The sequence below is a fragment of the Rubritepida flocculans DSM 14296 genome, assembly GCF_000425365.1.
GTDB lineage: Bacteria > Pseudomonadota > Alphaproteobacteria > Acetobacterales > Acetobacteraceae > Roseococcus > Roseococcus flocculans.
Genome location: NZ_AUDH01000020.1, coordinates 1 through 23,688 on the forward strand (window position 1 = coordinate 1; position 23,688 = coordinate 23,688).

General features: G+C 75.5%; 20 protein-coding genes and 1 tRNA gene. 9 read left to right on the forward strand and 12 right to left on the reverse strand.

The genetic code is table 11. From position 1 onward, the window contains the following. Positions 1–45: 45 nt before the first annotated feature. Entirely contained in the window at positions 46–1,122 is a 1,077-nt protein-coding gene (locus H596_RS0113905) for an OmpA family protein (protein ID WP_037301526.1), read from the reverse strand. Between the two features lie 192 nt (positions 1,123–1,314). After that, positions 1,315–1,389, reverse strand: a tRNA-Val gene (locus H596_RS0113910). A gap of 92 nt (positions 1,390–1,481) precedes the next feature. Here H596_RS0113910 and H596_RS0113915 point away from each other — a divergent pair. Beyond that, positions 1,482–2,222, forward strand: a complete 741-nt coding sequence (locus tag H596_RS0113915; protein ID WP_027285401.1) for a DUF3108 domain-containing protein — start codon at positions 1,482–1,484, stop codon at positions 2,220–2,222. A gap of 93 nt (positions 2,223–2,315) precedes the next feature. On the opposite strand, the gene gph is transcribed toward H596_RS0113915, so the two are convergent. The 5 genes from gph to H596_RS0113940 all read right to left on the reverse strand — a co-directional run bounded on the left by gph (position 2,316) and on the right by H596_RS0113940 (position 9,161). Continuing rightward, entirely contained in the window at positions 2,316–2,972 is a 657-nt protein-coding gene (gene gph / locus H596_RS0113920; RefSeq protein WP_027285402.1) for a phosphoglycolate phosphatase, read from the reverse strand. Next, positions 2,969–4,420 (reverse strand): M81 family metallopeptidase, encoded by a 1,452-nt coding sequence (locus H596_RS0113925; protein WP_027285403.1) that lies wholly within the window; start codon positions 4,418–4,420, stop codon positions 2,969–2,971. The genes gph and H596_RS0113925 overlap by 4 nt, the downstream gene beginning before the upstream one ends. Before the next feature lie 67 nt (positions 4,421–4,487). After that, complete coding sequence (locus tag H596_RS0113930) at positions 4,488–7,088, reverse strand: MMPL family transporter (protein ID WP_051213044.1); 2,601 nt, start codon at positions 7,086–7,088, stop codon at positions 4,488–4,490. 6 nt (positions 7,089–7,094) lie between these two features. After that, on the reverse strand, positions 7,095–8,102 hold the full coding sequence (locus H596_RS21675; protein WP_037301528.1) for a hypothetical protein: 1,008 nt from the start codon (positions 8,100–8,102) through the stop codon (positions 7,095–7,097). 15 nt (positions 8,103–8,117) lie between these two features. Further along, positions 8,118–9,161 (reverse strand): ferritin-like domain-containing protein, encoded by a 1,044-nt coding sequence (locus tag H596_RS0113940; protein ID WP_408735280.1) that lies wholly within the window; start codon positions 9,159–9,161, stop codon positions 8,118–8,120. Between the two features lie 196 nt (positions 9,162–9,357). On the opposite strand from H596_RS0113940, the gene H596_RS0113945 reads away from it, so the two are divergent. Both H596_RS0113945 and hpnH read left to right on the forward strand, forming a co-directional pair. Continuing rightward, the gene (locus H596_RS0113945) at positions 9,358–11,052 is read left to right on the forward strand and encodes a methyl-accepting chemotaxis protein (protein ID WP_027285406.1); all 1,695 of its coding nucleotides are present in this window, start codon (positions 9,358–9,360) and stop codon (positions 11,050–11,052) included. 149 nt (positions 11,053–11,201) lie between these two features. Then, positions 11,202–12,374: an adenosyl-hopene transferase HpnH gene (hpnH, locus tag H596_RS0113950; protein ID WP_027285407.1), complete on the forward strand. Its 1,173-nt coding sequence runs from the start codon at positions 11,202–11,204 to the stop codon at positions 12,372–12,374. A gap of 34 nt (positions 12,375–12,408) precedes the next feature. On the opposite strand, the gene H596_RS0113955 is transcribed toward hpnH, so the two are convergent. Then, positions 12,409–13,368 (reverse strand): Bug family tripartite tricarboxylate transporter substrate binding protein, encoded by a 960-nt coding sequence (locus H596_RS0113955; protein ID WP_027285408.1) that lies wholly within the window; start codon positions 13,366–13,368, stop codon positions 12,409–12,411. A 320-nt stretch (positions 13,369–13,688) separates the two neighbouring features. Between H596_RS0113955 and H596_RS0113960 the strand changes: the two genes are divergently transcribed. Then, entirely contained in the window at positions 13,689–14,606 is a 918-nt protein-coding gene (locus tag H596_RS0113960) for an isoaspartyl peptidase/L-asparaginase family protein (protein ID WP_027285409.1), read from the forward strand. Between the two features lie 13 nt (positions 14,607–14,619). Here H596_RS0113960 and H596_RS0113965 read toward each other — a convergent pair whose 3' ends face one another. Next, positions 14,620–15,051: a nucleoside deaminase gene (locus H596_RS0113965; RefSeq protein WP_037301530.1), complete on the reverse strand. Its 432-nt coding sequence runs from the start codon at positions 15,049–15,051 to the stop codon at positions 14,620–14,622. Positions 15,052–15,132: 81 nt separating this feature from the next. Between H596_RS0113965 and H596_RS0113970 the strand changes: the two genes are divergently transcribed. Genes H596_RS0113970 through H596_RS0113990 form a run of 5 tightly spaced genes read left to right on the forward strand, consistent with a single transcriptional unit; the run spans position 15,133 to position 18,889 of the window. Beyond that, complete coding sequence (locus H596_RS0113970) at positions 15,133–15,864, forward strand: gamma-glutamyl-gamma-aminobutyrate hydrolase family protein (protein WP_027285411.1); 732 nt, start codon at positions 15,133–15,135, stop codon at positions 15,862–15,864. After that, on the forward strand, positions 15,857–16,621 hold the full coding sequence (locus H596_RS0113975; protein ID WP_027285412.1) for a pseudouridine synthase: 765 nt from the start codon (positions 15,857–15,859) through the stop codon (positions 16,619–16,621). Before H596_RS0113970 ends, H596_RS0113975 begins: the two co-directional genes overlap by 8 nt. Next, complete coding sequence (gene rsmD / locus H596_RS0113980) at positions 16,618–17,217, forward strand: 16S rRNA (guanine(966)-N(2))-methyltransferase RsmD (RefSeq protein ID WP_342663351.1); 600 nt, start codon at positions 16,618–16,620, stop codon at positions 17,215–17,217. Before H596_RS0113975 ends, rsmD begins: the two co-directional genes overlap by 4 nt. Then, positions 17,214–18,299, forward strand: a complete 1,086-nt coding sequence (locus H596_RS23000) for a glycosyltransferase (RefSeq protein ID WP_051213047.1) — start codon at positions 17,214–17,216, stop codon at positions 18,297–18,299. The genes rsmD and H596_RS23000 overlap by 4 nt, the downstream gene beginning before the upstream one ends. Beyond that, a complete protein-coding gene (locus H596_RS0113990; RefSeq protein ID WP_027285414.1) occupies positions 18,287–18,889 on the forward strand; it encodes a hypothetical protein in 603 nt (200 codons plus the stop codon). The genes H596_RS23000 and H596_RS0113990 overlap by 13 nt, the downstream gene beginning before the upstream one ends. Before the next feature lie 151 nt (positions 18,890–19,040). On the opposite strand, the gene H596_RS23005 is transcribed toward H596_RS0113990, so the two are convergent. The 3 genes from H596_RS23005 to H596_RS0114005 form a co-directional block, all read right to left on the reverse strand. Continuing rightward, positions 19,041–21,650, reverse strand: coding sequence for a hybrid sensor histidine kinase/response regulator (locus tag H596_RS23005; protein ID WP_051213050.1), 2,610 nt, complete (start codon positions 21,648–21,650; stop codon positions 19,041–19,043). Positions 21,651–21,761: 111 nt separating this feature from the next. Beyond that, positions 21,762–23,150: an aminotransferase gene (locus tag H596_RS0114000; RefSeq protein ID WP_027285415.1), complete on the reverse strand. Its 1,389-nt coding sequence runs from the start codon at positions 23,148–23,150 to the stop codon at positions 21,762–21,764. Between the two features lie 70 nt (positions 23,151–23,220). Then, positions 23,221–23,688 carry a GlcG/HbpS family heme-binding protein gene (locus tag H596_RS0114005; protein ID WP_027285416.1) on the reverse strand — a complete coding sequence of 156 codons (468 nt, stop codon included), beginning with the start codon at positions 23,686–23,688 and terminating at the stop codon, positions 23,221–23,223.

Consider the following 23,688-nt stretch of genomic DNA (forward strand, 5'->3'; position numbering starts at 1 on the left):
CGGCGCCCCTTCTCTTGGTCCGGACCTCGGGAGAGGCCCTGCGCCTCAGCGCAGGACGATCTCCACGCGGCGGTTCTGCGGCTCGCGCACGCCCATGGCCGTCGGCACCAGCGGGCGGTCGAAGCCGAAACCCTGCACCGTGATCTGGTTGCGCTGGATGCCGCGGCGCACCAGCTCCGCCGCCACCGCCTCGGCGCGGCGCACCGACAGGCGCTGGTTGTAGGCCGCCGAGCCCGTGCGGTCCGCGTGGCCCGACACCTCGATGCGCGTGGACCCCACCGTGCGGGCGTTGTTCGCCGCCTCGGCGATGATCTGGCGCGCGCGGTCCGTCAGGTCGGCGCGGTCCCAGTCGAAGAAGACCAGGAAGGTGCGCGCGGGCGCGGGCGCCGCGGCCGGGGCCGGGGCGGGCGCCGGGGTCGGCGTGTTGAAGGCGTAGCGCAGACCGACCAGCACGGAGTGGTTCGCGTTGGTGACCTCGCCCGCCACACGCGTCGGCGCCGTGGCGCCGGTGTTGCGGTTCGCGCCCTTGTACTCGGTGTCGAGCGTGGCGTAGTAGCGATACTCGGTGGTCAGCGAGAGGCCGGGAACGAACTGGCCGAGGCCGAAGGCCACGCCGCCGATCGCCTGATAGGCGAAGTTCCAGCCGGAGCTGTTGTCCACAGCGAACAGCCCGCCATTGGGGAAGGTGGCGCGCACATTGCGCCCCTGGATCCAGCCGGCGCCCACGCCCGCGCCCACATAGGGGGTGATGCTGACGCCGGTGCCCAGCGGATCGCCCAGCGAGAGGTCGTAGAAGGCGTTGGCCATCAGGCCGAGCTGACGCACCGTGCCGCCCACCACGAAGGGCCGCACCCCGTCGCGCAGCGCGCCGGTGGCCTGGTTGTCGCGGTAGCTGACCTCGCCCTCGACGCGGAAGCCGTTGCCGAAGCCCCAGCCCAGGCTGCCCACGGCGGCCCAGCCCCAGCCCCAGTTGAAGCGGTTGCGCGGGTTCTCGCCCAGCGTCGCCTCGCGATAGTTGCCGCCGACGCCGGCGCCCACATAGAGCCCCGAGACGGGCTGCGCCGCCGCGCTGCCCGCCGCCAGCACGCCGGCCGCGAGAACGCCCATTCCGATGCGAATCATGAATCCACCCCTCCGGCCAGTGCCTCCATGCAGGCAGTGTTAATCATCTTTCGTCGTCGGAGAACAGGCCAAAGCACGCATTTGCCGGCCCGCGTTGCCGTGTTGCAACACGGCAGGGAGGCGGAGGCGGCGCACCCCCTGGGTCGCGAACGCAGATCAAAATGCCGACGCCGAGGGAAAGAGGCCGGGAAATGGTGGGTGCGACAGGGATTGAACCTGTGACCCCTGCCGTGTGAAGGCAGTGCTCTCCCGCTGAGCTACGCACCCGTCCGTTCGGGAGACGCCATGTGCGTCGGTTGCGCGGCGAAGTCAAGCGGGCCGCTTGCGCCAGGGCGTGCGCATCCCCTTATGGAGTGCCGATGCGCCGCCTCCTCGCCCTTCTGCTCCTCGCCGCCGCCCCGGCCCAGGCCGAGGCCTGGCGGGCGAGCTACCTCGTCACCGTCGCCGGCGCGACGGTGATGGAGGCGGAGGTGGCCTTCGACCTCGGCGGCGCGGGCTATCGCGTGGAGACCCGCACCCGCCCGCGCGGCCTGGGCAGCCTGGTGCTGCGCGGCGAGAGCGTCTCGGTCAGCGAAGGCCGCTGGCAGGGGGCCGAGGCCCGCCCTGCCTATCACGAGGCGCGCAGCCACTGGCGCAGCGGCCCCCGCCGCACCCGCCTGGACTACGACGCGGCGGGCGAGCCGCGCGTGGCGGTGCTGGAACCCGCCGCGGACATCCCCCGCGCCCCGCTGCCCGCCGGCCCGCGCGCCGGCACGCTGGACAACCTCTCGGCGCTGGCGCAGCTCGCCCGCCATGTGCGCGACACGGGGCGCTGCGACACCGGCGCCACCGCCTTCGACGGCCGCCGCCTCACCCGCTTCGAGGCGACGCGCGACCCGGTGATGCAGGCCGCCGATGGCGGGCTGCTGCGCTGCGTGATCGAAAGCCGCCCGCTGGCCGGCTATGCGCTGGACCGGCCCGAATCCGCGCAGCCCACCGACATCCACGCGCTGTTCGGCGTGCTGCGCCCCGGCGCGCCCGTGCTGCCCGTGCGGGTGGAGATCGCCGCGCGCTGGTGGGGGCGGATCGAGGCGCGGCTCGTCTCCGTCACGCGCGAGTGATGCGGCCAGCCCTCGGCCGGAGGTCTCCCGCAGGCCGGGTTGGCGGGCGGCGGCGTGGCGGAACGAAGACAGGCCAGCGGCCGCCCCGGCTCCTCAGGAGTCGAAATCAGCGGCCGCTGGCATGAGCAGCCTTGGCAGCTCCTCCGGCGCGGTCGCGACCAGCCCCGCCCCCTCGCCCGAGCCGTAGCCCCAGGCGGCGAAGACGCTGAGCACCCCCGCCCCCCGGGCGGCGCGGATGTCGTTCTGGTGGTCGCCGATCATCACCGCCCGCGCGGGCGGCACGCCCGCCGCCTCGAGCACGCCGAGCAGATGGCCCGGATCGGGCTTGCGCACGGGCAGGCTGTCGCCCCCCAGCACCACGCAAAAGCGCGGCGCGAGGCCCAGCGCATCCAGCAGCGCGCGCGTCGCCGCCTGCGGCTTGTTGGTGCAGACCGCAAGCGCCCAGCCCCCGGCCGAAAGCGCGGCGAGCGCCGCCTCCATGCCCGGATAGGGGCGCGTGAGCCGCGCGCCGTTCGCCTCCAGATCCTCGAGGAAGGGCGGCAGCACCGCCGCCTCCTCGAGCGGCGCGCCGCGCGCGGCGAAGGCCTTGCGCAGCAGGGCGCGCGCGCCGTCGCCGATCATCGCCGCCACCTCGGGCAGGGCGAAGGGCGCGAGCCCCGCCCGCGCCATGGCGCGGTTCAGCACCGCCGCGATGTCGGGCGCGCTGTCCACCAGCGTGCCGTCGAGGTCGAAGACCGCAAGCCGCCTCACGGGTTCTCGACCCGCGGCCAGTAGGGCCGGTCGAAGCGCCGATAGGGGATGGCCGCGAAGTCGCGCAGGATGCCCGCCTCGGCCGCGCAGTAGCGCACCTCGCGCGCGATGGGCGCGAAGCCCGCGTAGAAATGCTGCGAGGACTTCACCACCACGATGCGCTTGTCCTCCAGCCGGCAGCCGAGCCCCGTGAAGGCGTCGGGGTGGAAGCATTGCTGCCGCTCGGTGGCGAGGATGATGTGGATGCCCTCCGCCTCGATCCAGGCGGCGGGGCCCATGGCCGCCCGCCCGCCCGAGAGGCCCGACTGGAAGGCCTGCTCCGCCACCGCGTGCACGCGCACCGAAAGGTCGAGCGGATCGCCCGACATCGGCCCGCATTTGCCGCCGAGCCGCAGCGGCATCGCGGCCCCCGGCCCCGCCTCGCGGCAGAAGGAGACGGCGACGGGATCCCAGAAGATGCCGATGGCCGCGTCCTTCACCCCGCGCTCCAGCATGCGCCGCAGCACCGCCGTGCAGTCGGAGGGCGCGCCGCCGCCCGCATTGTCGGAGGTCTCGGCGATCACCGTGGTGCCGGAGGGCGCGGCGAGCGCGATGTCGAGCGCCTGGTCCACCGTGTCGAAGCGCTTGCGCGTGGCCTCGCGCATCGCCCAGAGGCGCTCGCCCCAGGCCCGGGCGGTGGCCTCCGCGAGCGCGGCGTCGCCATCCGTCACGGCGAGCATCCTGGCCCCCACATGCGGCACATCGCCCCAGGGAAAGCCGTGCGCGAAGGAGAGGGAGAGGAGGCCGCCCTTCCCCTCCGCCGCCTGCATGTCCGCGACGAAGGATTTCATCGGCTCCACGGGCGTGTGCCACATGTGGATCATGCGCAGATCCCGCATCGCCATCACCGGGCGGATTTCGCGCCGCGCGGCGCGCAGCGCCAGTTCGAACAGCTCGCGCCCGCGCTCGGCCATGTCGGTGTGCGGGTATTCCTTGTAGATCACCACGAGGTCGGCGTTGGCGAGCAGCGCCTCGTCCAGGTGGCAGTGCAGGTCGAGCTCCACGCCGATCACGACATCGGGGCCCACCATGCGGCGCACATGGGCCACGAGGTCGCTCTCGCAGTCGTCATGGCCCTCGGCGACCATGGCGCCGTGCAGGTTGAGCAGCACGATGTCCACCGGCCCGGCGGCGCGCAGATCCTCGAGGATCATGCCGCGCAGCTCCTCATAGACGGCGCGCACGGTGGTCCCGCCCGGCTGGGCGTTGGCGGTGATGCTCTCCACCACCTCGATCTGCGCGGCCTCGGCCATGCGGCGCCACTCGATGAGGGGGATGTTGCCCCAGACCGGCTCGGCCAGGCTGCCGCCGGTGCGGTGGAAGCGGTTGCCGAAGAAGGCCTCGCGCCCGGTGGGGATGGGGGCGAAGGTGTTGGTCTCGGTCAGCAGCGCGGCCATGAAGAGTCGCAAGGCGGAAGATCCCCCGAAAGGACGTGGACGGGCGGCGCATCCTGCCACCGCCGCCCGCGCCCGGCCATCACCGCCCCGGCGCGAAGAGCCGCAGCAGCGGCGGCAGCAGCAGCATCACCGCCGCGAGTGAGTAGAACAGGCTGATGGTGAGGATCACGCCCATGCTCGCCGTGCCGGGATGGGGCGAGACCATCAGCGCGCCGAAGGCCGCCGCGTTGGTGATGGCCGAATAGATCACCGCGCGGTTCAGCGGGCTGGCGAGCAGGTCCCGCCGCCCCTCGCGCCAGGCGGCCACGTAGTAGATGTCGTAGGCCACCCCCATGCCGAAGAGCAGCGGCAGCGCGATGACGTTGGCGAGGTTGAGGTCGGGCCCCAGCAGCGCCGCATGGGCCATGGTCATCAGCCCGGCCAGCGCCAGCGGCGCCACCGCCAGCAGCGCGTAGCGCAGCGAGCGCAGCGTGAGCCAGAGCAGCGCCGTCACCACCGCCACGCCGATCGCGCCCGAGATCGCGAAGGCCTGCTGGATGGTGGCCGAGGCGCCGAGGGTGGAGATGGCGAGCCCCGTGGCCTCCGGCGCCAGGGCCAGCACGGCGCGGGCGAAGCGGCGCATCTGCGCCGTCTCGTCGCCCGGCAGGGGCGCGGGGGCGATCTCCACCCGCGCGCGGCCGTCGGGCGTGATCCAGTCGGCGCGCAGCACGGCCGGCAGCGTCTCCAGCGTCACCTCGCCGGGCGAGAGCAGCAGCCGCACCCGAGCGAGCGTGTCGGCGAAGCCGGGCAGTGTGGCGCGGGCGAAGGCCGCGCGCGCCTCGGCCGGGCCCTCGGCCAGCGCGGCGAGCGCGGCGCCGAGCCGCCGCCCTTCCCGCGCCGCCGCCGCCTCGCCCGGCAGCGCCGAAAGCGCCCGCGCCGCGGCGCCGAGCGCCGCGCGCAGCTCCGCCTCATCCGGCGGCGCGCGGGGCTCGGGCTCGAGGCTGAGGCCGAGCAGCATCGCCGCATCCTCGATCAGCGCGCGCTTCTCCTCCTGCCCCTCGGGCAGGAAATCCGCGAGCGTGGTGGCGCGGGCCACCTCCGGCAGGGCGCGCAGCCGCGCCGCCAGGGCCTGCGCGGCGGCGAGGTCGGGGGCGAGCAGCTCCAGCGTGTTGGGGGTGGCGTCGGGGTCGCGCGCCAGCTCGCGCCAGGTGGAGACGGCCTCCGAGCCCGGGTCGCGCAGGTTGATCGGGTTGGTGTCGAAGCGCAGCCCGCTCGCCGCCGCGGCGCAGAGCAGGGCGAGCGCCAGCGCGCCCCAGGCCACGCCGCGCGCGTGCCGCCCGAGCCAGGCGTCGAGCGGCCGCAGCCCCGGATAGCCCACCTCGCGGTGCTCGGGCCGCGGGCGCGCCAGCAGCATGAGCGCGGGCAGCATGGTCATCGCCAGCAGCCAGCCGATGCCCATGCCCACCCCGGCGATGAGGCCGAGCTCCGCCACGCCGCGGTAGTCGGTCGGGATGAAGGCGAAGAAGCTGAGGCCGACGGAGAGCGCGGCCAGCGTCATCCCCGGCCCCGCCACCTCCCCCGCCGCCTCCAGCGCGGGCGCGACGGCGCCGAGCCGCGCGTTCTCGGCCCGGTACTGCACCGCGTATTGCGTGCCGAAATCCACGCCGAGCCCGATGAACATGACGGCGAAGGCGATGGAGAGCGGGTTGAAGGCGCCCACCGCCAGGATGCCGAAGGCGGCCGTCCAGAGAATGCCCGCCACCGTCAGCGCCAGCAGCGGCCAGATCAGCCGCCAGGAGCGCAGCGCCATCCACAGCAGGAGGCTGACCAGCGCGAAGGAGAGCAGGGTGGAGGCCCAGGCGCCGTCGGCGATGGTGGCGAACTCCTCGTCGGCCATCGCCACATGGCCGGTGAGGCGCAGCCGCACGCCGCGCTCGGCGAAGCCGAGCCGGGCGGCCTCGGCGCGCACCACCTCCGAGGCCGCCGCCCCGGCCGAAAGCTGCCCGTAATCCAGCGCGGGCTGGATGATCACGAAACGGCGCAGCTCCGCCGGCCGCGGATCGCGGCCGGTGAGCAGGGCGCGCCAGTCGGGCGGGGCGAGGCGGCCCGCGCGCGCTTCCTCGGCCGCGCGGGCCAGCGCGGCGAGCGGCGCTTCCAGCCGCTCGGGCGCCGTCTCGCCGCGCGCCAGCCCCTCGGCCATCAGTCGCGCCACCTCGGCCACCCCGCGCGCCGAGGGGTCGGCCGCGATGGTGCCGAGCAGGGGCTGCGCCTCGATCAGCCGCTCCGTGACCTGCTGCACCTCCGGCAGCGAGAGGTAGAGCAGCCCGTGGCGGTCCCAGAACTCCCCGGCGTCGGGGCGGCGGACGTCGCGGAACAGGGGCCCGCGCGCGCGCAGCGCCCCGGCCAGCGCCTCGGCGGCCGCATCGAGCGCGGCGGGGGGCGCGCCGTCCAGCACCGCCACCACGAGGTCCATGCGCTGGGGGAAGGCGCGGTCGAGCGTGAGCTCCGCCACGCGCCAGGGCAGATCCTGCGGGAAGAGCTTGGTGACGTCGGAATCCAGGGCGAAGCGCGTGGCGGAGAGCCAGGTGGCGAAGGCCGTGACCAGCGCGCAGAGCAGCAGCACCGGCCAGGGCCGGCGCACCGAGAGGCGCACGAGGAAGGCCGCCGCGCCGCCCAGCGCGGCGGCAGGATCGCGCGTCACGCCCGCTCAGCCCCCGGCGCGGGCCAGCAGCAGCGCGAGCGGCAGGGCGAGGGCGAGCCCGGCCCAGAGCGCCTCGGCCAGCCGCGTCTCGCAGGCCCCCTCCGCCCCGCGCCAGGCGAGCCAGCGCGCCGCCCCGGCCAGCACCGCCAGCACCCCGGCCAGCGCCGCGCCCACGCCGAGGGCGAGCAGCCCCGCCGCGGCCAGCGCCAGCGCGGTGGCGCCCGAGACGAAGCCCGGCACGGGCAGCAGCAGCCCCGCGAGCAGCGCCAGCGCCAGCACCGCCGCCGGCAGGGCGGGCCACAGGGCGGGGCCCGCCTTCCCGGCCAGCAGCGCCGCGATGGGCGCGCACAGCGCCAGCGCGAGGATGATCGCCGCCTCCGCGAGCGGGCGCAGCCGCGCCGCCCCATCCCCCGCCCGCGCGCGCCAGGCGAGCCAGAGCGAGCCCGCCGCCAGCGCCAGCAGCAGCAGCCCCGTGGCGATGAGGGTGGGGATGGCGCCGCCGCCGAAGGGCTCGCCGGCGGCGATCAGCACGCCGGGCAGGGCCAGCGCCATGCCGCCGAGGGCGAGCAGCGTCCAGCGCCGCGCCGCCTCGCCGGCGCCCTCGCCCGCGAGGGCGAACCAGAGCAGGGGCAGGCTGCCCATCCACAGCGCCGCCCCCGCCTCGCGCAGCAGCGTGCCGAGGAAGGGCAGCGCCGCCTCGTGCACGCCCGCCTGCAGGATGGCCGCGGGCAGCAGCAGCCCGGCGAGCGCGACGAGCACCGAGGCCGGCGCGCCGCGCCAGGCCAGCGCCGCGAGCCCGCCCGCCGCGCCGAGGGCGCCCAGCGCGCCGATCCAGCCGCCCCAGCCCTGGGTGGCCGGGAGCCCGGCCAGGGCGGCCAGGAAGGCCGCCACCGCCGCCGCCAGGGTCACGCGCCGGGCCAGCGCCCCCTCGCCCGCCAGCAGCAGGAAGGTGGCGCCGCCCAGCGCCGCGCTGCGCGCCGCCATGGCCAGGGCGTAGAGCAGCGCGCCGTCCATCGCCGCCTCCCCCCCTCAGGCCCGGGCCTGCTGCGCCATGCGGTTGGGCTTGCGCATGAACCAGCGCGCGAAACGCGCCAGCGCCGGCATGGTGGTGGGGCGCAGCAGCCGCGGGTCATAGCCGGCGAAGCGGCGGTCATTCTCGATCAGGCAGAGGTCGATGATGTCGGCCAGGCTGTAGTCCTCGGCCGAGACGGCCTTGGCGCCGGTCACGGTGAAGTTGTTGTCCTGGGTGCGCTCCCTGCCCTCGCCGTCCACGGTCTTGGCCAGCCCGATGCGCTCCCAGCCCAGGAACACCCAGACGGCGAGCACGCGCAGCTCGAACCAGGGCCGCTTCCACCACGGCATGGTCGCGCGGTGCCAGGCCAGCCAGTTGGCGAAGAGCAGGATGTGGCGGCACTCCTCCTGGATCACCGGCTCGAAGGTGTCGGTGAGCTCCTGCGGGAAGAAGCCGGAGCGGCGCGCCATCTCGAACAGGCCGAAGGCGAAGAAGCTGTCCACGCATTCGCTGAAGCCGGTGACGAGATAGGCCCATTCGGGATCGCGGGGCGGGACGTATTCGGGCTCGGGCGCGAGCTGGATGCCATAGGCCTCGACGAGGCGCGAGAGCACCTCCTTGTGGCGGTTCTCCTCCCAGCCGTTGCGCGCGATGGTCTCGCGCATCTCGGGGTCGTCGATGGTGGCGGCGTAGGCGCTCATGCGCAGCCGGGCCTTGCCCTCGGTCTGCACCGCGATGTCCCAGATGGGCAGGGAGGTGATGCGGGCCAGCGCCTCCGGCTCCAGCTTCGGCCAGGGGATCACGCTCGGCTTGTAGGGGTTGAAGGTCTCCTCGAACATCCGGCACACGGCCTGCTTGTGCTCGGGCGAGCCGGGCTTGAGCGGGCCCTGGTGCGGGCTGATCCAGTGGCGGGCGCGCGCGTCGGCGGCGGCGACGGTGGCGGCATCGGGCAGCCGGCCGGCGAGGTTGTCGTCCAGGCTGCCGGAGAGGCGGGCTTCGAGGTCGGAAAGGCTGTGGCTCAAGGGGCTGGGGCTCCTGCGGGCGCCGTGTCGGCAGGCCATCTGGCCGTCGCGCCTGCATACCCCCCCGCGCCGCGCCGAGTCCACGCGCCGGGCGGAAGGGAAGCCTTCACCTTTCCTGCCGCATGACGCGGGCGCAACGCCGCGTTGCCGCGCCGAACGGCGCCGCGCCCCGGAAGGCGCGGCCGCGCAGCTCCGCGCGCCTCGGAACGACCTTCACCCAGAGGGAACCCTGCCGATGAACGCGCTCTCGCGGCTGCCGCTGGCCTGGAAGGCCCTGGCGCCCATGCTGCTCATGGTGCTCGCCCTGGCGGGGACCACCACCCTCCTCGTCCGCCAGGTGCAGGAGACGGACGAGACCTACAGCCGGCTTCTGGCGCGCGAGGCGACCGGCGCGGTCCATGCGGCGCGCGCCAACATCGTCGCCTTCGACCTGTCCGTGGTGACCTGGCGCGCCCTCTCGCTCGACCAGCCGGAGGAATACGCCACCTCGCTGCGACTGCTGGAGGCCATGCCCGCCGCCTTCGACCGGCAGATGCGCCGGCTGGCCCCTGCGGTGGCCGGCACGCCGCACGAGGCGGCGGCGGCCCGCCTGGCGCGGGACTTCCCGCCGCTGCACGCCCTCGCCCAGCGGGCGGTGCAGATGAGCGCGCGCGGCGAGCGCCCCGCCGCCCTCGAGCTTCTCAAGCGGGAGTTCGTGACGCCCGTCACCGCGCTGCGCGAACAGACCCAGGGCCTCACCGCCGCGCTGGCCGAGGCCGCAGAGGCGCAGAGCGCGGCCGTCACCGCACAGGTGGCGAGCGCGGCCCGCACCAAGCTGATGGTGGTGGGCGGGCTGGTGCTGGCCTGCCTGGTCTTCGCCGCCTGGCTGCTCTTCGCCCTCGTCAGCCGCCCCATCGCCGCGCTGCACGCGGCCATGCAGGGCGCCGCCGCCGGCAGGCTCGACGCCGCCGTGCCCGGCACGGGCCGCGGCGACGAGCTGGGCGCCATGGCCCGCGCCCTGGAGGGCTTCCTCGCCGGGCTGCGCGAGGCGGCCGGGCTGCGCGCGCAGCAGGAGGAGCAGCGCCGCGCCGCCGAGGCCGCGCGCCGGCAGGAGATGCAGCAGCTCGCCGACAATCTGCAGCGCGAGGTAGGGAGCGTGGTCGAGGGCATCGCCTCCGCCGCCACGGAGCTCGGCGCGGCCGCCAAATCCATGGCCGCCATCGCCGAACGCACCTCGCAGCGCGCCAGCACGGTGGCGCAGGCCACGGCCGAGGCGAACGCGAATGTCGGCACCGTCGCCTCGGCGGCGGAGGAGCTGACGGCCTCGGTCTCCGAAATCTCCCGCCAGGTGCAGGAGAGCACGCGCGTCACCCAGGCCGCGGTGGAGCAGGTGGAGCGCACCAACAGCACGGTGGCCAACCTCAACGAGGCCTCCCAGCGCATCGGCGAGGTGATGCGCCTGATCGGCGACATCGCGAGCCAGACCAACCTCCTCGCGCTCAACGCCACCATCGAGGCGGCGCGGGCGGGCGAGGCGGGCAAGGGCTTCGCGGTGGTGGCCTCGGAGGTGAAGAACCTCGCCGGGCAGACCACCCGCGCCACCGAGGGCATCGCGGCCCAGATCCTCGCCATGCAGGAGGCGACGCGCAGCACCACCGCCGAGATCGAGGGCATCCGCGACACCATCCTGCGCGTGAGCGAGATCGCCATGGCCATCTCGGCCGCCGTCGAGGAGCAGGGCGCGGCCACGCGCGAGATCGCGCGCAACGTGCAGGAGGCGGCCGGCGGCACCGGCCGGATCGCCGACCAGATCCAGGATGTGCAGCAGGCCACCGGCGAGACGGGGGGCGCGGCCGCGCAGGTCAGCGGCACCTCGGCCCAGCTCGCCGAACAGGCGGAGACGCTGCGCGCCCAGGTGAACGACTTCCTGGGCCGGGTGCGCGCGGCCTGAGGCGCGGCACCTCGCCCCGGGCCGCGCGCCCCGGGGCGTTTCATGCCGCCGCCCGCATGGGGGCCCGGCTCCGCCGCGGGCTTCGCAGCGCAGCACGCGGCGTGCTATCGCCTTCGGCTCCGAATCCGGACCGCAGGAGTCCTCCCCGCATGGGCATCCCCTTGGCGCAGCAGGCGAAGGTCGCCGCCTACATCGTCCGGCAGCAGATGGCCGGGCGGAAGCGCTTCCCGCTCGTGCTGATGCTGGAGCCCCTGTTCCGCTGCAACCTGGCCTGCGCGGGCTGCGGCAAGATCGACTACCCCGACGAAATCCTGAACAAGCGCCTCTCCCTCGAGGAATGCCTCGGCGCGGCGGAGGAGTGCGGCGCGCCGGTCGTCGCCATCGCCGGCGGCGAGCCGCTGCTGCACAAGGAGATGCCGCAGATCGTCGAGGGGCTTCTGGCGCAGGGACGCATCGTCATCCTCTGCACCAACGCGCTGCTGCTCGAGAAGAAGATCGACGCCTACAAGCCCCACCCGCGCTTCATCTGGGACATCCACCTGGACGGCGACCGCGCCCAGCACGACTGGGCGGTGAGCCAGGAGGGCGTGTACGACCGCGCCGTGGCCGCGCTGCAGACGGCCAAGCGCAAGGGCTTCCGCACCGCCATCAACTGCACCCTGTTCAACAACGCCGACCCCGAGCGCACCGCGAAGTTCTTCGACGACGTGACGGCGATGGGCGTGGACAACATCATGCTCAGCCCGGGCTACGCCTATGAGCGCGCGCCGGACCAGAAGCACTTCCTCAACCGCCAGGCCACCAAGACCCTGTTCCGCGAGATCTTCAAGCGCAACACGGGCAAGGGCAAGCCGAAGTGGCGGATGGGCAACTCGCCCCTCTTCCTCGACTTCCTGGCCGGCAACCAGCGCTATCTCTGCACGCCCTGGGGCAACCCCACGCGCAACATCTTCGGCTGGCAGCGCCCCTGCTACCTGCTGGGCGAGGGCTACGCGAAGAGCTTCCGGGAGCTGATGGAGACGACCGACTGGGACAAGTACGGCGTCGGCAACTACGAGAAATGCGCCGACTGCATGGTGCATTCGGGCTTCGAGGCCACGGCGGCGCTGGATGCGATCAACCGCCCCTGGAAGGCCATCGCCGCGCAGCTCCGCGGCCCGCGCACCGAGGGGCCGATGGCGCCGGAGGTGGATCTCTCGAAGCAGCGCCCGGCGGAATACGTCTTCTCCCGCCATGTGCAGCAGGCGCTGGCCGAGATGGCGCACGAGCCGAAGAAGGGCGCGAAGCACGGCGCCACCGCGCCGCAGGCGGCGGCGGAGTAGCCCCGCCCCGCGCGGGCGGGGCCGCCGCCCCGCATTATTGCGGCTCGATCCCCGCCGCGCGGATGGCCTCGGTCCACTTCACCGTCTCGGCGCGGATGAAGGCCGCCGCCTCGTCCGGCGTGGAGGGCATGAGCTGCATGCCCAGCCCCTCGCCCAGCCGCTCGCGCAGCGTGGCGTCGGCGGCGGCGTGGCGCACCGCGGCGTTGAGGCGCTGGATGGGCAGGGCGGGCGTGCCGGCCGGCGCCAGCAGCGCGAACCAGGCGAAGAGCTCGTAGTTCGGCAGCCCCTGCTCGGCCACCGGCGCCACATCGGGCAGTTGCGCCGAGCGCGTGCGCGTCGTGATGCCGAGGGCGCGAAGCTGCCCGCCCTGCACCCCGGGCAGGATCACCGCCTGGTCGGCGATGAACAGGTCCACCCGGCCCGCGATCAGATCCTGCACGGCGTTGGGCGAGGAGCGATAGGGCACATGCAGCATCCGCACCCCCGCCTGGGCCGCCAGCATGGCCGCCGCCACGCGCTGCGAGGCCGAGGCCTCGGCGTAGCTCAGCGCCTCGGGCCGGGCGCGCGCGGCGGCCAGCAGGTCGGAGAGGGTGCGATAGGGGCTGCCGGCCGAGACGGCCACCAGCAGCGGCACCGAGGCGAGCAGCGAAATGGGCGCGAAATCCCGCTCCATGTCGAAGGGCACGCGGCGGAACAGCGCATTGGCCGCGGCGTTGGTGGAGTTGGTGCCGAAGAGCACGGTGTGCCCGTCGGCCGCGGCGCGCACCACCGCCTCGGCGCCGATCAGGCCCGAGGCGCCGGCGCGGTTCTCCACCACCACGGGCTGGCCCAGCGCCTCGCGCATGCGCTCGGCGAAGAGCCGGGCCACCGTGTCGGTCGCGCTGCCGGCGGCGAAGGGCACGATGCCGCGCACCGGCTGGGTGGGCCAGGACTGGGCGAGGGCGGGGGCGGCCAGAAGGGCCGCGGGGGCGGCGAACAGGGCGCGGCGGCGCATGGGTGGTGTCTCCTTCCCGGTGCGCGCGCCCGATAGCGGCGCGCCTCGCCGCGCGCAATCCACCCGCGCCCGGCTTTCGCGGCCGCGAAGCACCCCGGTTGCACGCCCGCCGCACCGCGCGCAGGCTCGCCCCGCTTCCGGAGAGGACCGATGCCCCGACGCGCCCCGCCGCGCCCCCACCCCAGCCGGCGTGGCCGCGCCGCCTTCTCATCCCAGCGGCCGCTGCTGTGCCTTTGTTTCGCCGCGCAGCCGCCACGCCAACCCTGCGCGCGAGACGGTCGGCATGTCGTGCCGGCGGTATCGTCCCAGCGGCCGGCGGGATGAGCCCCGCCTGGACCCTCGCCCTGCACGGCGGGGCGGGCACCATCCCGCGCGAGGCGATGACCGATTCCGCCCGCGCGGCCCATCTCGAGGCGCTGCACGCCGCACTCGAGGCCGGGGCGGCGGTGCTGCGCGGCGGCGGCGCGGCGGAGGAGGCGGTGGTGGCCGCCGTCCTGGTGCTGGAGGACTGCCCGTTGTTCAACGCCGGCCATGGCAGCACCCTCACCGCCGCCGGCACGGTGGAGATGGACGCCGCGCTGATGCTCTCCGATGGCCGCGCCGGGGCGGTGACGGGGGTGCGGCGGCTGCGCAACCCCATCCTCGCCGCGCGGGCGGTGCTGCGCGCGGGCGGGCCGGTGCTGCTGGCCGGCGAGGGGGCGGATTCCTTCGGCGAGGCGGAGGGCCTCGCCACCGCCCCGCCCGGCTATTTCGAGACGCCGCACCGCCGCGCCCAGCTTCTCGCAGCGCGGCGGGCGGGCGCCATGGCGCTCGACCATGACGGGGCGCGGATGGGCACGGTGGGCGCCGTGGCGCGCGACCGCGCGGGGCGGCTGGCCGCCGCCACCTCCACCGGCGGCATGACCAACAAGCCCCCCGGCCGGGTGGGCGACAGCCCCATTCTCGGCGCGGGCACCTGGGCGGATTCGACCGTGGCCGTCTCCTGCACCGGCACGGGCGAGGCCTTCCTGCGCGTGGCCGCCGCCCATGAGGTCAGCGCGCGGATGCGCCACGCCGGCCAGCCGCTGGACGTGGCGGCGGGCCAGGTGATCCGGCGCGAGGTGCCGGCCGCGGGCGGGCGCGGCGGGCTCATCGCGGTGGACGCGCGCGGCAACGCCGCCCTGCCCTTCGGCACGGAGGGGATGTATCGCGGCGTGGCGCGGGCGGGCGCCGCCCCCTGGGCGGCGATCCACGCCTGAGGGCTGCTGCCCCCTACCGCCGCGCGGCGAAGAAGGCGCCGAGCAGCGCCGCCGCCTCGGCCTCGCGCAGCCCGCCCAGCACCTCGGGCGCATGGTGGCATTGCGGGCGGGAGAAGACGCGCGCCCCGTGCTCCACCCCGCCGGATTTCGGGTCATAGGCGCCGAAGGCCACGCGCGCGACGCGGAACAGGCTGGCCGCCTGGGCGCACATGGCGCAGGGCTCCAGCGTCACCCACAGCGTGCAGCCATCGAGGCGCTTCCCGCCCCGCGCGGCGGCGGCGGCGCGCAGCGCCAGCATCTCGGCGTGCGCCGAGGGATCCTGGCGCGCCTCCACCTCGTTGCCCGCGCGCGCGAGCAGCCGGCCCTCGGCGTCGGTGACCACGGCGCCCACCGGCACCTCGCCGCGCGCCGCGGCGGCGCGCGCCTCCTCGAGCGCGATCTCCATCGGCGTCATGCGCCGCCTATGGCGCAGAACCGCCGCCGGCGCCACTTGCCCCGCCGCGCCCCCCCGCGCCACAAGGACAGGATGACGCGCCGCCCCGTGATCGGACTGACGCTCGACTGCGAGCCCGCGGGCGGCTGGTCGAAGCTGCCCTGGTATGCGCTGCGGCAGAACTATTTCGAGGCGGTGATCGCCGCGGGCGGGCTGCCCGTGGCCCTGCCTCACGCCCCGGCGCTGGCGGCGGAGTATCTCGCCACGCTGGACGGGCTGCTCGTCACCGGCGGGGCCTTCGACGTGGACCCCGCCCTCTGGGGCGGCGGGCCGCCGCACCCCAAGGTGACGCTGAAGCCCGGCCGCACCGATTTCGAGCTCGCCGCCACCCGCGCCGCGCTGGCGCGCGACATGCCCGTGCTCGGCATCTGCGGCGGGCAGCAGCTCCTGGCCGTGGCGCTGGGCGCGACGCTGCACCAGCACATCCCCGACGAGGTGCCCGGGGCGCTGGCGCATGAGCAGCCCAACCCGCGCACCGAACCCGGCCATGCGGTGGAGATCGCGCCGGGCACGCTGCTCGCGCGCGTCACCGGGCGGGCGCGGATGGCGGTGAACTCGGCGCACCACCAGGCGGTGAAGGCGGCGGGGCCGCGCCTCGTGGTGAACGCCCGCGCCCCCGACGGCGTGATCGAGGGGGTGGAGAGCCCCGCGCACCGCTTCGCGCTCGGCGTGCAATGGCACCCCGAATACGCGGTGGACGAGGCCGACCCGCTGATCCTGCGGGCCTTCGTGGACGCCTGCCGCGGCGAGGCGCGCCATGGCTGAGGACGCCCCCTCCCCCCGCGGCGAGCGCATCGCCAAGTGGCTGGCCCGCGCCGGCGTCGCCTCGCGGCGCGACGCGGAGAAGATCATCGCCGAGGGGCGGGTGAAGCTCGGCGGCCAGCCCGTCACCCAGCCCGCCACCTTCGTCGCGCCCGGGGACATCGTGACGGTGGACGGCCGGCCGGTGGCCGAGCCCGAGCGCAGCCGCCTGTTCCGATACCACAAGCCCCCCGGCCTCGTGACCACGCATCGCGACCCGGAGGGCCGCCCCACCGTCTTCGAGAAGCTGCCGCCCGAGCTCGGCCGGCTGATCTCGGTGGGCCGGCTCGACCTCAACAGCGAGGGGCTGCTGCTGCTGACCAATGACGGCGCGCTGGCCCGGCGGCTCGAGCTGCCGGCAAATGGCTGGGTGCGGCGCTATCGCGTGCGCGTCTTCGGCGCGGTGGAGGAGCGCGCGCTGGCCGCGCTGGCCAGGGGCGTCACCATCGAGGGCGTGCGCTACGCGCCCATCGAGGCCGGGATCGACAGCCGCAAGGGCGACAACGCCTGGCTCACCGTCGCGCTGCAGGAGGGGAAGAACCGCGAAATCCGGCGCGTGATGGCCCATCTCGGCCTCGCCGTCTCGCGCCTCATCCGCGTCGCCTACGGGCCATTCCAGCTCGGCCAGCTTCCGCGCGGGGCGGTGGAGGAGGTGAACCCGAAGGTGCTGCGCGAGCAGCTCGGCCTCGCCGCCCCCGCGCGGCGGCGCCGGGCGGAATGACGCCGCCGGCCCGGGCGCGGATGGGCGCGGCGCCCGCCCCTGGCCTGCGCGTCATCGCCGGGCGCTGGAAGGGCCGCCGCCTGATCGCCCCGCCCGGCGCGGCCACCCGCCCCACCAGCGAGCGCGCCCGCCAGGCGCTGTTCGACATGCTCTGGCACGCCCCCTGGGCGGGGCGGGGGCGCATCGAGGGGGCGGAGGTGCTGGACGCCTTCGCCGGCACCGGCGCGCTGGGGCTGGAGGCGCTCTCGCGCGGGGCGGCGCGGGCGAGCTTCCTCGAGAGCGACCGCGCGGCGCTGGCCGCGCTGCGCGCCAACATCGCCGCCTGCGCCGCGGGCGAGGCGGCGCGCGTGATCCCCGCCGACGCCACCCGCCCGCCGCGCGCCGCCTCGCCGGCCAGCCTCGTCTTTCTCGACCCGCCCTATGGCGCGGGGCTCGCCGGGCCCGCCCTGGCGGCGCTGGAGGCGGCGGGCTGGATCGCGCCCGGCGCGCTGGTCTGCCTCGAGCTCGGCCCGCGCGACGCGCCGCCCGAAACCCGCCTCGCGCCCCTGGCCGAGCGCGCGCACGGCAAGGCGCGGCTGCTGGTGCTCGGCGCATGATCGCGGCGCGGCGGGTGCTGATCGCGCTGCCCGCCCCGGAGTTCGGCGGCGCGGAGCGGCAGAGCCTCGCGCTCGCGCGCGGCCTCGCGGCCATGGGGGCGGAGGTGGCGGTGGCGGCCGAGCCCGCCGTGCTGCGGGCGGCCGGCCCGGCGCTCGGCCCCTGCCGGCCGATCCCGGCCGCGCTGCGGGTGGACCCCGATCTCTCCACCGCCCTGCAGATGGAGATGCAGGCCGCCGCCCTGCGCCCCGCCCTGGCCGAGGCGCGGCCGGAGCTCGGGCTGGTCGCCCTGCCCCTGCCCACCGAGGGGCTGGGGGCGCTGGCGGCGCTGGCGGAGGCGCGCGTGCCGAGCCTCGGCGTGGCGCATCTGGTGCGGGCGGACTGGGCGCTCTCGGCCGCCGCGCGGGCGGCGGCCCGGGCGCTGCCGGTGGGCTGGGCCGCCGTCTCCGCCCCCGCCGCGCGGCGGCTGGAGGCGCTGTTCGGCCTGCCGCACGGGCGCGTCGCCACCCTGCCCAACGGGCTGCCCCCGCGCCCCCCCGCCGCCCCCGCCCGCGCCCGCTTCGGCCTGCCGGAAGCGGGGCCGCTGCTGCTGCAGATCGGCCGGCTCGACGAGCGCAAGGGCGCGCATCTCGCCCCCGCCATCGCCGCCGCCATCGCCCCCGCCCGGCTGGTGCTGGCCGGGACGGGGCCGCTGGAGCCGGCCCTGCGCGGCGCGCCGGGGGTGATCCTGCTCGGCCATGTCGAGGATGTGCCGGCGCTGCTCGCCTCGGCCGATGCGCTGCTGCTGGCCTCGCGCCATGAGGGCGCGCCGCTCGTGCTGCTGGAGGCGGCCTGGGCGGGGCTGCCGCTGCTCGCCACCGCCGAGGCCATGGAGGCCTGGGAGGAGCCCTCGGCCTGCGCGCGCCTGGTGCCGCGCGATCCGGCCGCCATCGCCGCCGCCTTCCGCGCCGCGCTGGCCGATCGGGCGGACACGGCCCGGCGGGTGGCGGCCGCGCGGGCCGCCGTCGCGGCCTGGGACGAGGCGGCGATGCTGGCGCGCGCGGCCCGGCTGCTGCTGGCGGAGGCGCTCCGATGCGCCGCCTGATCCTGGAGCGCGCCCCGGCCGGGCCGCTGATGTGGCTTACCGAGGCCCCCTTCCTGCTCGACGCCCCGCCCGGCGCGGCGCTGGCGCTGCACCTCGCCCGGCCTTCGCCGCTCGGCGTGCTGTGCGTGGGCGAGCGGCGCATCCCGGCCGGGCCGGAGGCGGGCTGGCGGCTGCTGGAGGCCCCCCCGCCCGGCCCGCTGGCGGTGCGGGCCGAGGGCGCGCCGCTCGCCCTCTCGCTCGACGCGGCCGCCCGCCCCGCGCTGCGCGTCTGGGAGGGCGCGGCGGAAGGCGACATTCCGGAGGGGCATTGGCAGGCGGCGCGCATCCTGGGCCGGGGCGCGGTGGCGGCGCTGGGGGCGGGGCCGGCGCGGCCCCTGCTGCGGCTCGCCGCCGGCGAGGCGGCCTGGATCACCCTGCCCGCCCTCGATCTGCCCGCCCTGCCCGCACCGCGCCTCGAGATGCTGCGCGGGCCGGCGCCGCGCCACCGGCTCCATTGGGGCCTGCCAGGGGCGCCGCGCGCGCGGGGCCCCGCGCCGCTCACCCTCGCGCTGCGGGCGGGGCTGGCTAGCGAGCTGGTCTGGGTGGGGTGATGGGGGCGGCCGCTGGTATGATATGGCCGGCGGCTACGCCGGACTTATCTCGCACGCCGGGTTGGTGGGCGGCGGCGTGCCAAAACAAAGACATACCAGCGGCCGCGCCGCAGCTTCAGCGGTCAAAGCAAGCGGCCGCTGGGATGAGCCCCTAGGCCGCCAGCGCCAGGGCCGGCGCGCGCTCCAGCCGCTCGATCAGGGCGGGGCGCTGCACGGGCTTGCTGAGGTAGTCGTCCATGCCCGCCTCGCGGCACATCTTTTCGAAGCTCGGCCCCACCGCGGCGGTCAGGCCAATGATGAGGGCGCGGCGGTTGGGGCCCTGGCCGGCGCGGATGCGGCGCGTGGCCTCCAGCCCGTCCATGCCGGGCATCTGCAGGTCCATCAGGATCAGGTCGAAGGGCTGGCGCTCGGCCTCGGCCACCGCGGCCGCGCCGTCGCCGGCCACCACCACCTCGCAGTTGAGCTTGTCGAGCAGCGTGGTCATGACGAGCTGGTTGGTCGCGTTGTCCTCCACCAGCAGCACGCGGCGGCGCGGCATTTCCGGCGCGGCGGGCCCGGCCGCGGCCGGGGCGGGCGCGGCCGCGGCGGGGTGCAGCGCGTGCAGCAGCGCGTCCTTCAGCCGCTGCGGCAGGGCGGGCTTGAGCAGGGTGGCGTCCACCAGCCCGGCGTCGGGCTGCTCGCGCGCCAGATCCGCGCCCGAGCTGCACAACAGGATGGCGAGGCGCGGCGCGGGCTGGGCGGCGCGCAGACGCCGCGCGAGGTCGAGGCCGCTCGCCTCCCCCAGCCGCCCGTCCAGCACCACGGCCTGCAGCGGCGCCCCCGCGGCGGCGGCGCGGGCGAGTTCGGCCAGCGCCTCGCGCGCATCGGCGGCGGGGCGGGCCTCCGCCCCCATGGCGGCGAGCTGGCGCGTCATGATGTCGCGGTTCACCGGCAGATCGTCCACCACCAGCACGCGCAGCCCCGACAGATCGGCCCCCTGGGGCGGCGCGCCCGCCGCCACGCCGGCGCGCAGCGTGAAGGTGAAGCGGCTGCCGCCGCCGCGCGGCAGCCTGGGATCGCGCGGGCCGGCCTCGATGCCCCCGCCCATCTCCTCCGCCAGCCGCTTGCAGATGGCGAGCCCGAGCCCCGTGCCGCCGTATTTGCGGCTGGTGGAGGCGTCGGCCTGGGTGAAACGCTCGAACAGGCGCGGGATCTGCGCCGGCTCGAGGCCGATGCCCGTGTCCTTCACATGGCAGGTCAGCAGCCATTCGCGCTTGCCGCGCTGGCGCTCGGCGCTCACCTCCAGCGCGATCCAGCCCGACTCGGTGAACTTCACCGCATTGCCGACCAGGTTGAACAGCACCTGGCGGAAGCGGCCCGGATCGCCCACCACCTGCGCCGGCAGGGCGGGATCGAGCGCCACCACCAGCTCCACCCCCTTCTGCGCCGCGCGCGGGGCGAAGAGCTCGACGATGGTGCCGATCTCGCGCTCCAGCTCGAAGGGCACGCGCTCCAGCTCCACCGCGCCGGCCTCGAGCTTGGAGAAGTCGAGGATGTCGTTCAGCACCATCAGCAGATGCTCGGCCGAGTTCTGGATCGTCTCGGCATAGCGGCGCTGGATGGGGTCGAGCCTGGTGTCGAGCAGCAGCCCCGTCATGCCGATCACGCCGTTCATGGGCGTGCGGATTTCGTGGCTCATGGAGGCGAGGAACTCCTCCTTGGCGCGGGAGGCGGCGCGCGCCTGCCGCTCGCTCTCCGCCAGCCGCCGCCCCTGCGCCTCCAGCGCCTGGGCCTGGCGGATGAGAAGGCCGAGCGCGCCCATGATCGGCACCGCCGCCAGCCCGATGCCGCCCAGCAGCAGCCAGGCGAGCGCGCGCAGCGGCCCCAGGGCGTCGCGCCGGGCGCGCACCACCTCGACCACGAACAGCCCCTGGCGCGTGACGGCGAAGCTGCCGATCACCTCCACCCCGTCCTGGTCGGGGCCGGAATAGGTGCCGCTCTCGCGCCGCGGCAGGAAGTTGCGGAAGGGCCAGGCACCGGGATGGATCATCCCCACCCCCTCGCGCCCGCCGTCGGAGCGCGCGAGCAGCGCGCCCGTGAAGCCGTGCAGCCGGATGGTGACGCCGAAGGCCGCCGCGTATTGCTGCAGCACGGAGACGAGGTAATCGGGGTTCAGCACCGCGATCACCGCGCCCTCGAAGGCGCCGCCGGGCCCGCGGATGGCGCGGGCGAGCGGGATGGACCACAGCCCCGTCTCGGCGATGGCGCGCGGGCTGGGCCCGGAGAGGAAACGCCCCGCCTCGGGCTGGCCGAGCCGCACCTGCTGGCCGCCGAAGCGCAGCACCCGGAACCAGTCGCGGTCCCCGACGGAGAGGCCGATCAGCGCCTCGTCCGTCGCGCTGACCAGCACGCCCCCCGGATCGGCGATGGCCACGGCGCGGATCTGCGTCAGATCCCGCATCAGGCCGGAGCGGTCCCCGGCGAAGGCGGCGGCGGCGCGCTCGCGCGGGCGCTCGGCGAGGTCGAGCAGCACGAGGTCCACCGTCTGGATGGCGCGGGTGAGCTGGTCGGCCAGCGCGGCGGCCACCGCCTCGGTGAGCTGTTCAGCGTCGCGCTGCGCCTCGCGCTCGCCGCGATGGACGACCACGGCCCAGACGCCGAGCAGACAGGCGATGATGACCCCCGCCACCAGCGGGTAAAGCCGCGCGGAGCGCACGGGCGCGGCGGGTGGCGAGGCGGCGCGCGCGGCGCGCCGACGGAAGGAGGGCAGCCGAAGACGCATCGGCCCCGACTGTGCCAGGAAAACCGCGCCGCCGCGAGGCGCTTGATACGGGCGGCCGCGCCCGTTCCGCCGGCGATCCGGCGCCCGGCGCAGGGGCTCGGACGGCGCCGGCTACTCCGCCGCCGCCCGCGCCCCGCCGCCCAGTTCCGCCCAGGCCGCATCCAGCCCCTGCCCGAAGCGGCGGCACATCTCGGCGATCTCCGCCTCGGTGATGATCAGGGGCGGCGTGAAGGCGATGCGGTCGCCGATGGCGCGCACGATCAGCCCCGCCTCGTGGCATTTCTGCTGGACGAGGAGCCCCGCCTTGCGCGCGGGAGCGAAGGGCGCGCGCGTCGCCTTGTCCTCCACCAGTTCCACCCCCGCGATGAGGCCCACCCCGCGCACATCGCCCACCAGCGGATGGTCGCGGAAGGCGGCGAGCCCCTGCAGGAAGGCCGGCGAGACGCGCCGCACATGGCCCAGCATGTCGCGCTCCTCGTAGATCGCGAGGGTTTCCAGCGCCACGGCGCAGGCCACCGGATGCCCGCCATAGGTGAAGCCGTGCCCGAAGGTGCCGTGCCTGCGCGAGCCTTCGACCAGCGCCTTCTGGATCGGGCGCGAGATCAGCGTGGCCGAGAGCGGCTGATAGGCCGCGGTGAGCTGCTTCGCGCAGGTCAGGATGTCGGGCGTGATGCCGTAGGTCTGGCAGCCCCACATGTTGCCGGTGCGCCCGAAGCCGCAGATCACCTCGTCGGCGACGAAGAGGATGTCGTGCCGCTTCAGGATGGGCTGGATCAGCTCGAAATACCCCTCGGGCGGGGTGATGGCGCCGCCGCCGCCCTGCACCGGCTCGGCGAAGAAGGCGGCGATGGTCTCCGCCCCCTCGCGGGCGATCAGGGCCTCGAGCTCGGCGGCCATCCGTGCCGAGAAGTCCCGCTCGCTCTCGCCGGGCTGGCCGAAGCGATAGAAGTTCGGGTTGCTCACATGCAGGAAGCGGTCGCCGTAGGGCAGGTCGAAATCCGCCTGCATGTGCGGCTGGCCCGACAGCGAGGCGGTGGCGACCGTGTTGCCGTGATAGCCGCGGATGCGGCCGATGATCTTCTTCTTCGCGGGCTTGCCGCGCAGGTTGTTGGTGTACCAGATCAGCTTGATCGCGGCGTCGTTCGCCTCCGAGCCCGAGCACTGGAACAGCGCGTAGGGCAGATCGCCCGGCGCCAGCTCCGCGAGCTTTTCCGCCAGCCGCACCGCGGGCTCATGCCCCTTCTGGAAGAAGGTGTGGTAGTAGGGCAGGGCGAGGAGCTGCCGGTAGGCCGCCTCCGCCAGCCGCTTCTCGGAGAAGCCGAGCGAGGCGCACCACAGCCCGGCCATGGCCTCGATGTAGTCGCGCCCTTCCGTGTCCCACACGCGCACGCCCTCGCCGCGCGCGATGAGCACCGCGCCCTCGCTCTGATGGGCCGCGATGTCGGTCTGCTGATGGACCATGTGGGCGATGTCCGCCACATGGAGGTTGTTCGCGCGCATCCTCGGGCCTCCCGCCGGAAAGCGGGCAGGCTAGACCCGTCCGGGCGGGGCTGTCAGCGCCCAGCTGGCGTCAGGCCGGATCGCCCGTGTCGGCGACGAGCCCCGCGGCCTCGATGCCGGCCACCGCCGCCTCCTCGTCCTTGGCCGAGAGATCGCCCGAAATGCCGACCGCGCCGAGCAGGTTCATCGCCGCGTCGCGCACCAGCACCCCGCCCTGGGCGGGCACGGCCTTGCCGCCGGTGAGGTCGGAGAGCGCGTTGGTGAAGCCCGGCATGGACTGGGCGCGGCGGGCAAGTTCGCGCGTGCCGAAGCCCATGGCCAGCGCGCCATAGGCCTTGCCCGTCGCGATCTCGGGGCGCAGCAGGCTCGCCCCGTCCTCGCGCTTGGCCACCTTGAGGTGGCCGCCCGCGTCCAGCACCACCACGCAGAGCGGCAGCAGGCCGAGTTCGCGCCCCTTGGCCAGCGCCGCATCGGCGATGCGCTCGGCCTGGGCCAGGGTGAGGCCGTTCACGGCGGCGGGATGGGCGGGCTGGGGCAT

Coding starts and splice junctions, on each gene's coding strand:
- H596_RS0113940 (WP_408735280.1), bottom strand. CDS start 9,161: ATGGCCTGCCGACACGGCGCCCGCAGGAGCCCCAGCCCCTTGAGCCAC.
- H596_RS0113970 (WP_027285411.1), top strand. CDS start 15,133: ATGACGCGCCGCCCCGTGATCGGACTGACGCTCGACTGCGAGCCCGCG.
- H596_RS0113905 (WP_037301526.1), bottom strand. CDS start 1,122: ATGATTCGCATCGGAATGGGCGTTCTCGCGGCCGGCGTGCTGGCGGCG.
- rsmD (WP_342663351.1), top strand. CDS start 16,618: ATGACGCCGCCGGCCCGGGCGCGGATGGGCGCGGCGCCCGCCCCTGGC.
- H596_RS0113960 (WP_027285409.1), top strand. CDS start 13,689: ATGAGCCCCGCCTGGACCCTCGCCCTGCACGGCGGGGCGGGCACCATC.
- H596_RS0114005 (WP_027285416.1), bottom strand. CDS start 23,688: ATGCCCCAGCCCGCCCATCCCGCCGCCGTGAACGGCCTCACCCTGGCC.
- H596_RS0113955 (WP_027285408.1), bottom strand. CDS start 13,368: ATGCGCCGCCGCGCCCTGTTCGCCGCCCCCGCGGCCCTTCTGGCCGCC.
- hpnH (WP_027285407.1), top strand. CDS start 11,202: ATGGGCATCCCCTTGGCGCAGCAGGCGAAGGTCGCCGCCTACATCGTC.
- H596_RS23005 (WP_051213050.1), bottom strand. CDS start 21,650: ATGCGTCTTCGGCTGCCCTCCTTCCGTCGGCGCGCCGCGCGCGCCGCC.
- H596_RS0114000 (WP_027285415.1), bottom strand. CDS start 23,150: ATGCGCGCGAACAACCTCCATGTGGCGGACATCGCCCACATGGTCCAT.
- H596_RS0113915 (WP_027285401.1), top strand. CDS start 1,482: ATGCGCCGCCTCCTCGCCCTTCTGCTCCTCGCCGCCGCCCCGGCCCAG.
- H596_RS23000 (WP_051213047.1), top strand. CDS start 17,214: ATGATCGCGGCGCGGCGGGTGCTGATCGCGCTGCCCGCCCCGGAGTTC.
- H596_RS0113990 (WP_027285414.1), top strand. CDS start 18,287: ATGCGCCGCCTGATCCTGGAGCGCGCCCCGGCCGGGCCGCTGATGTGG.
- H596_RS21675 (WP_037301528.1), bottom strand. CDS start 8,102: ATGGACGGCGCGCTGCTCTACGCCCTGGCCATGGCGGCGCGCAGCGCG.
- H596_RS0113975 (WP_027285412.1), top strand. CDS start 15,857: ATGGCTGAGGACGCCCCCTCCCCCCGCGGCGAGCGCATCGCCAAGTGG.
- H596_RS0113965 (WP_037301530.1), bottom strand. CDS start 15,051: ATGGAGATCGCGCTCGAGGAGGCGCGCGCCGCCGCGGCGCGCGGCGAG.
- H596_RS0113945 (WP_027285406.1), top strand. CDS start 9,358: ATGAACGCGCTCTCGCGGCTGCCGCTGGCCTGGAAGGCCCTGGCGCCC.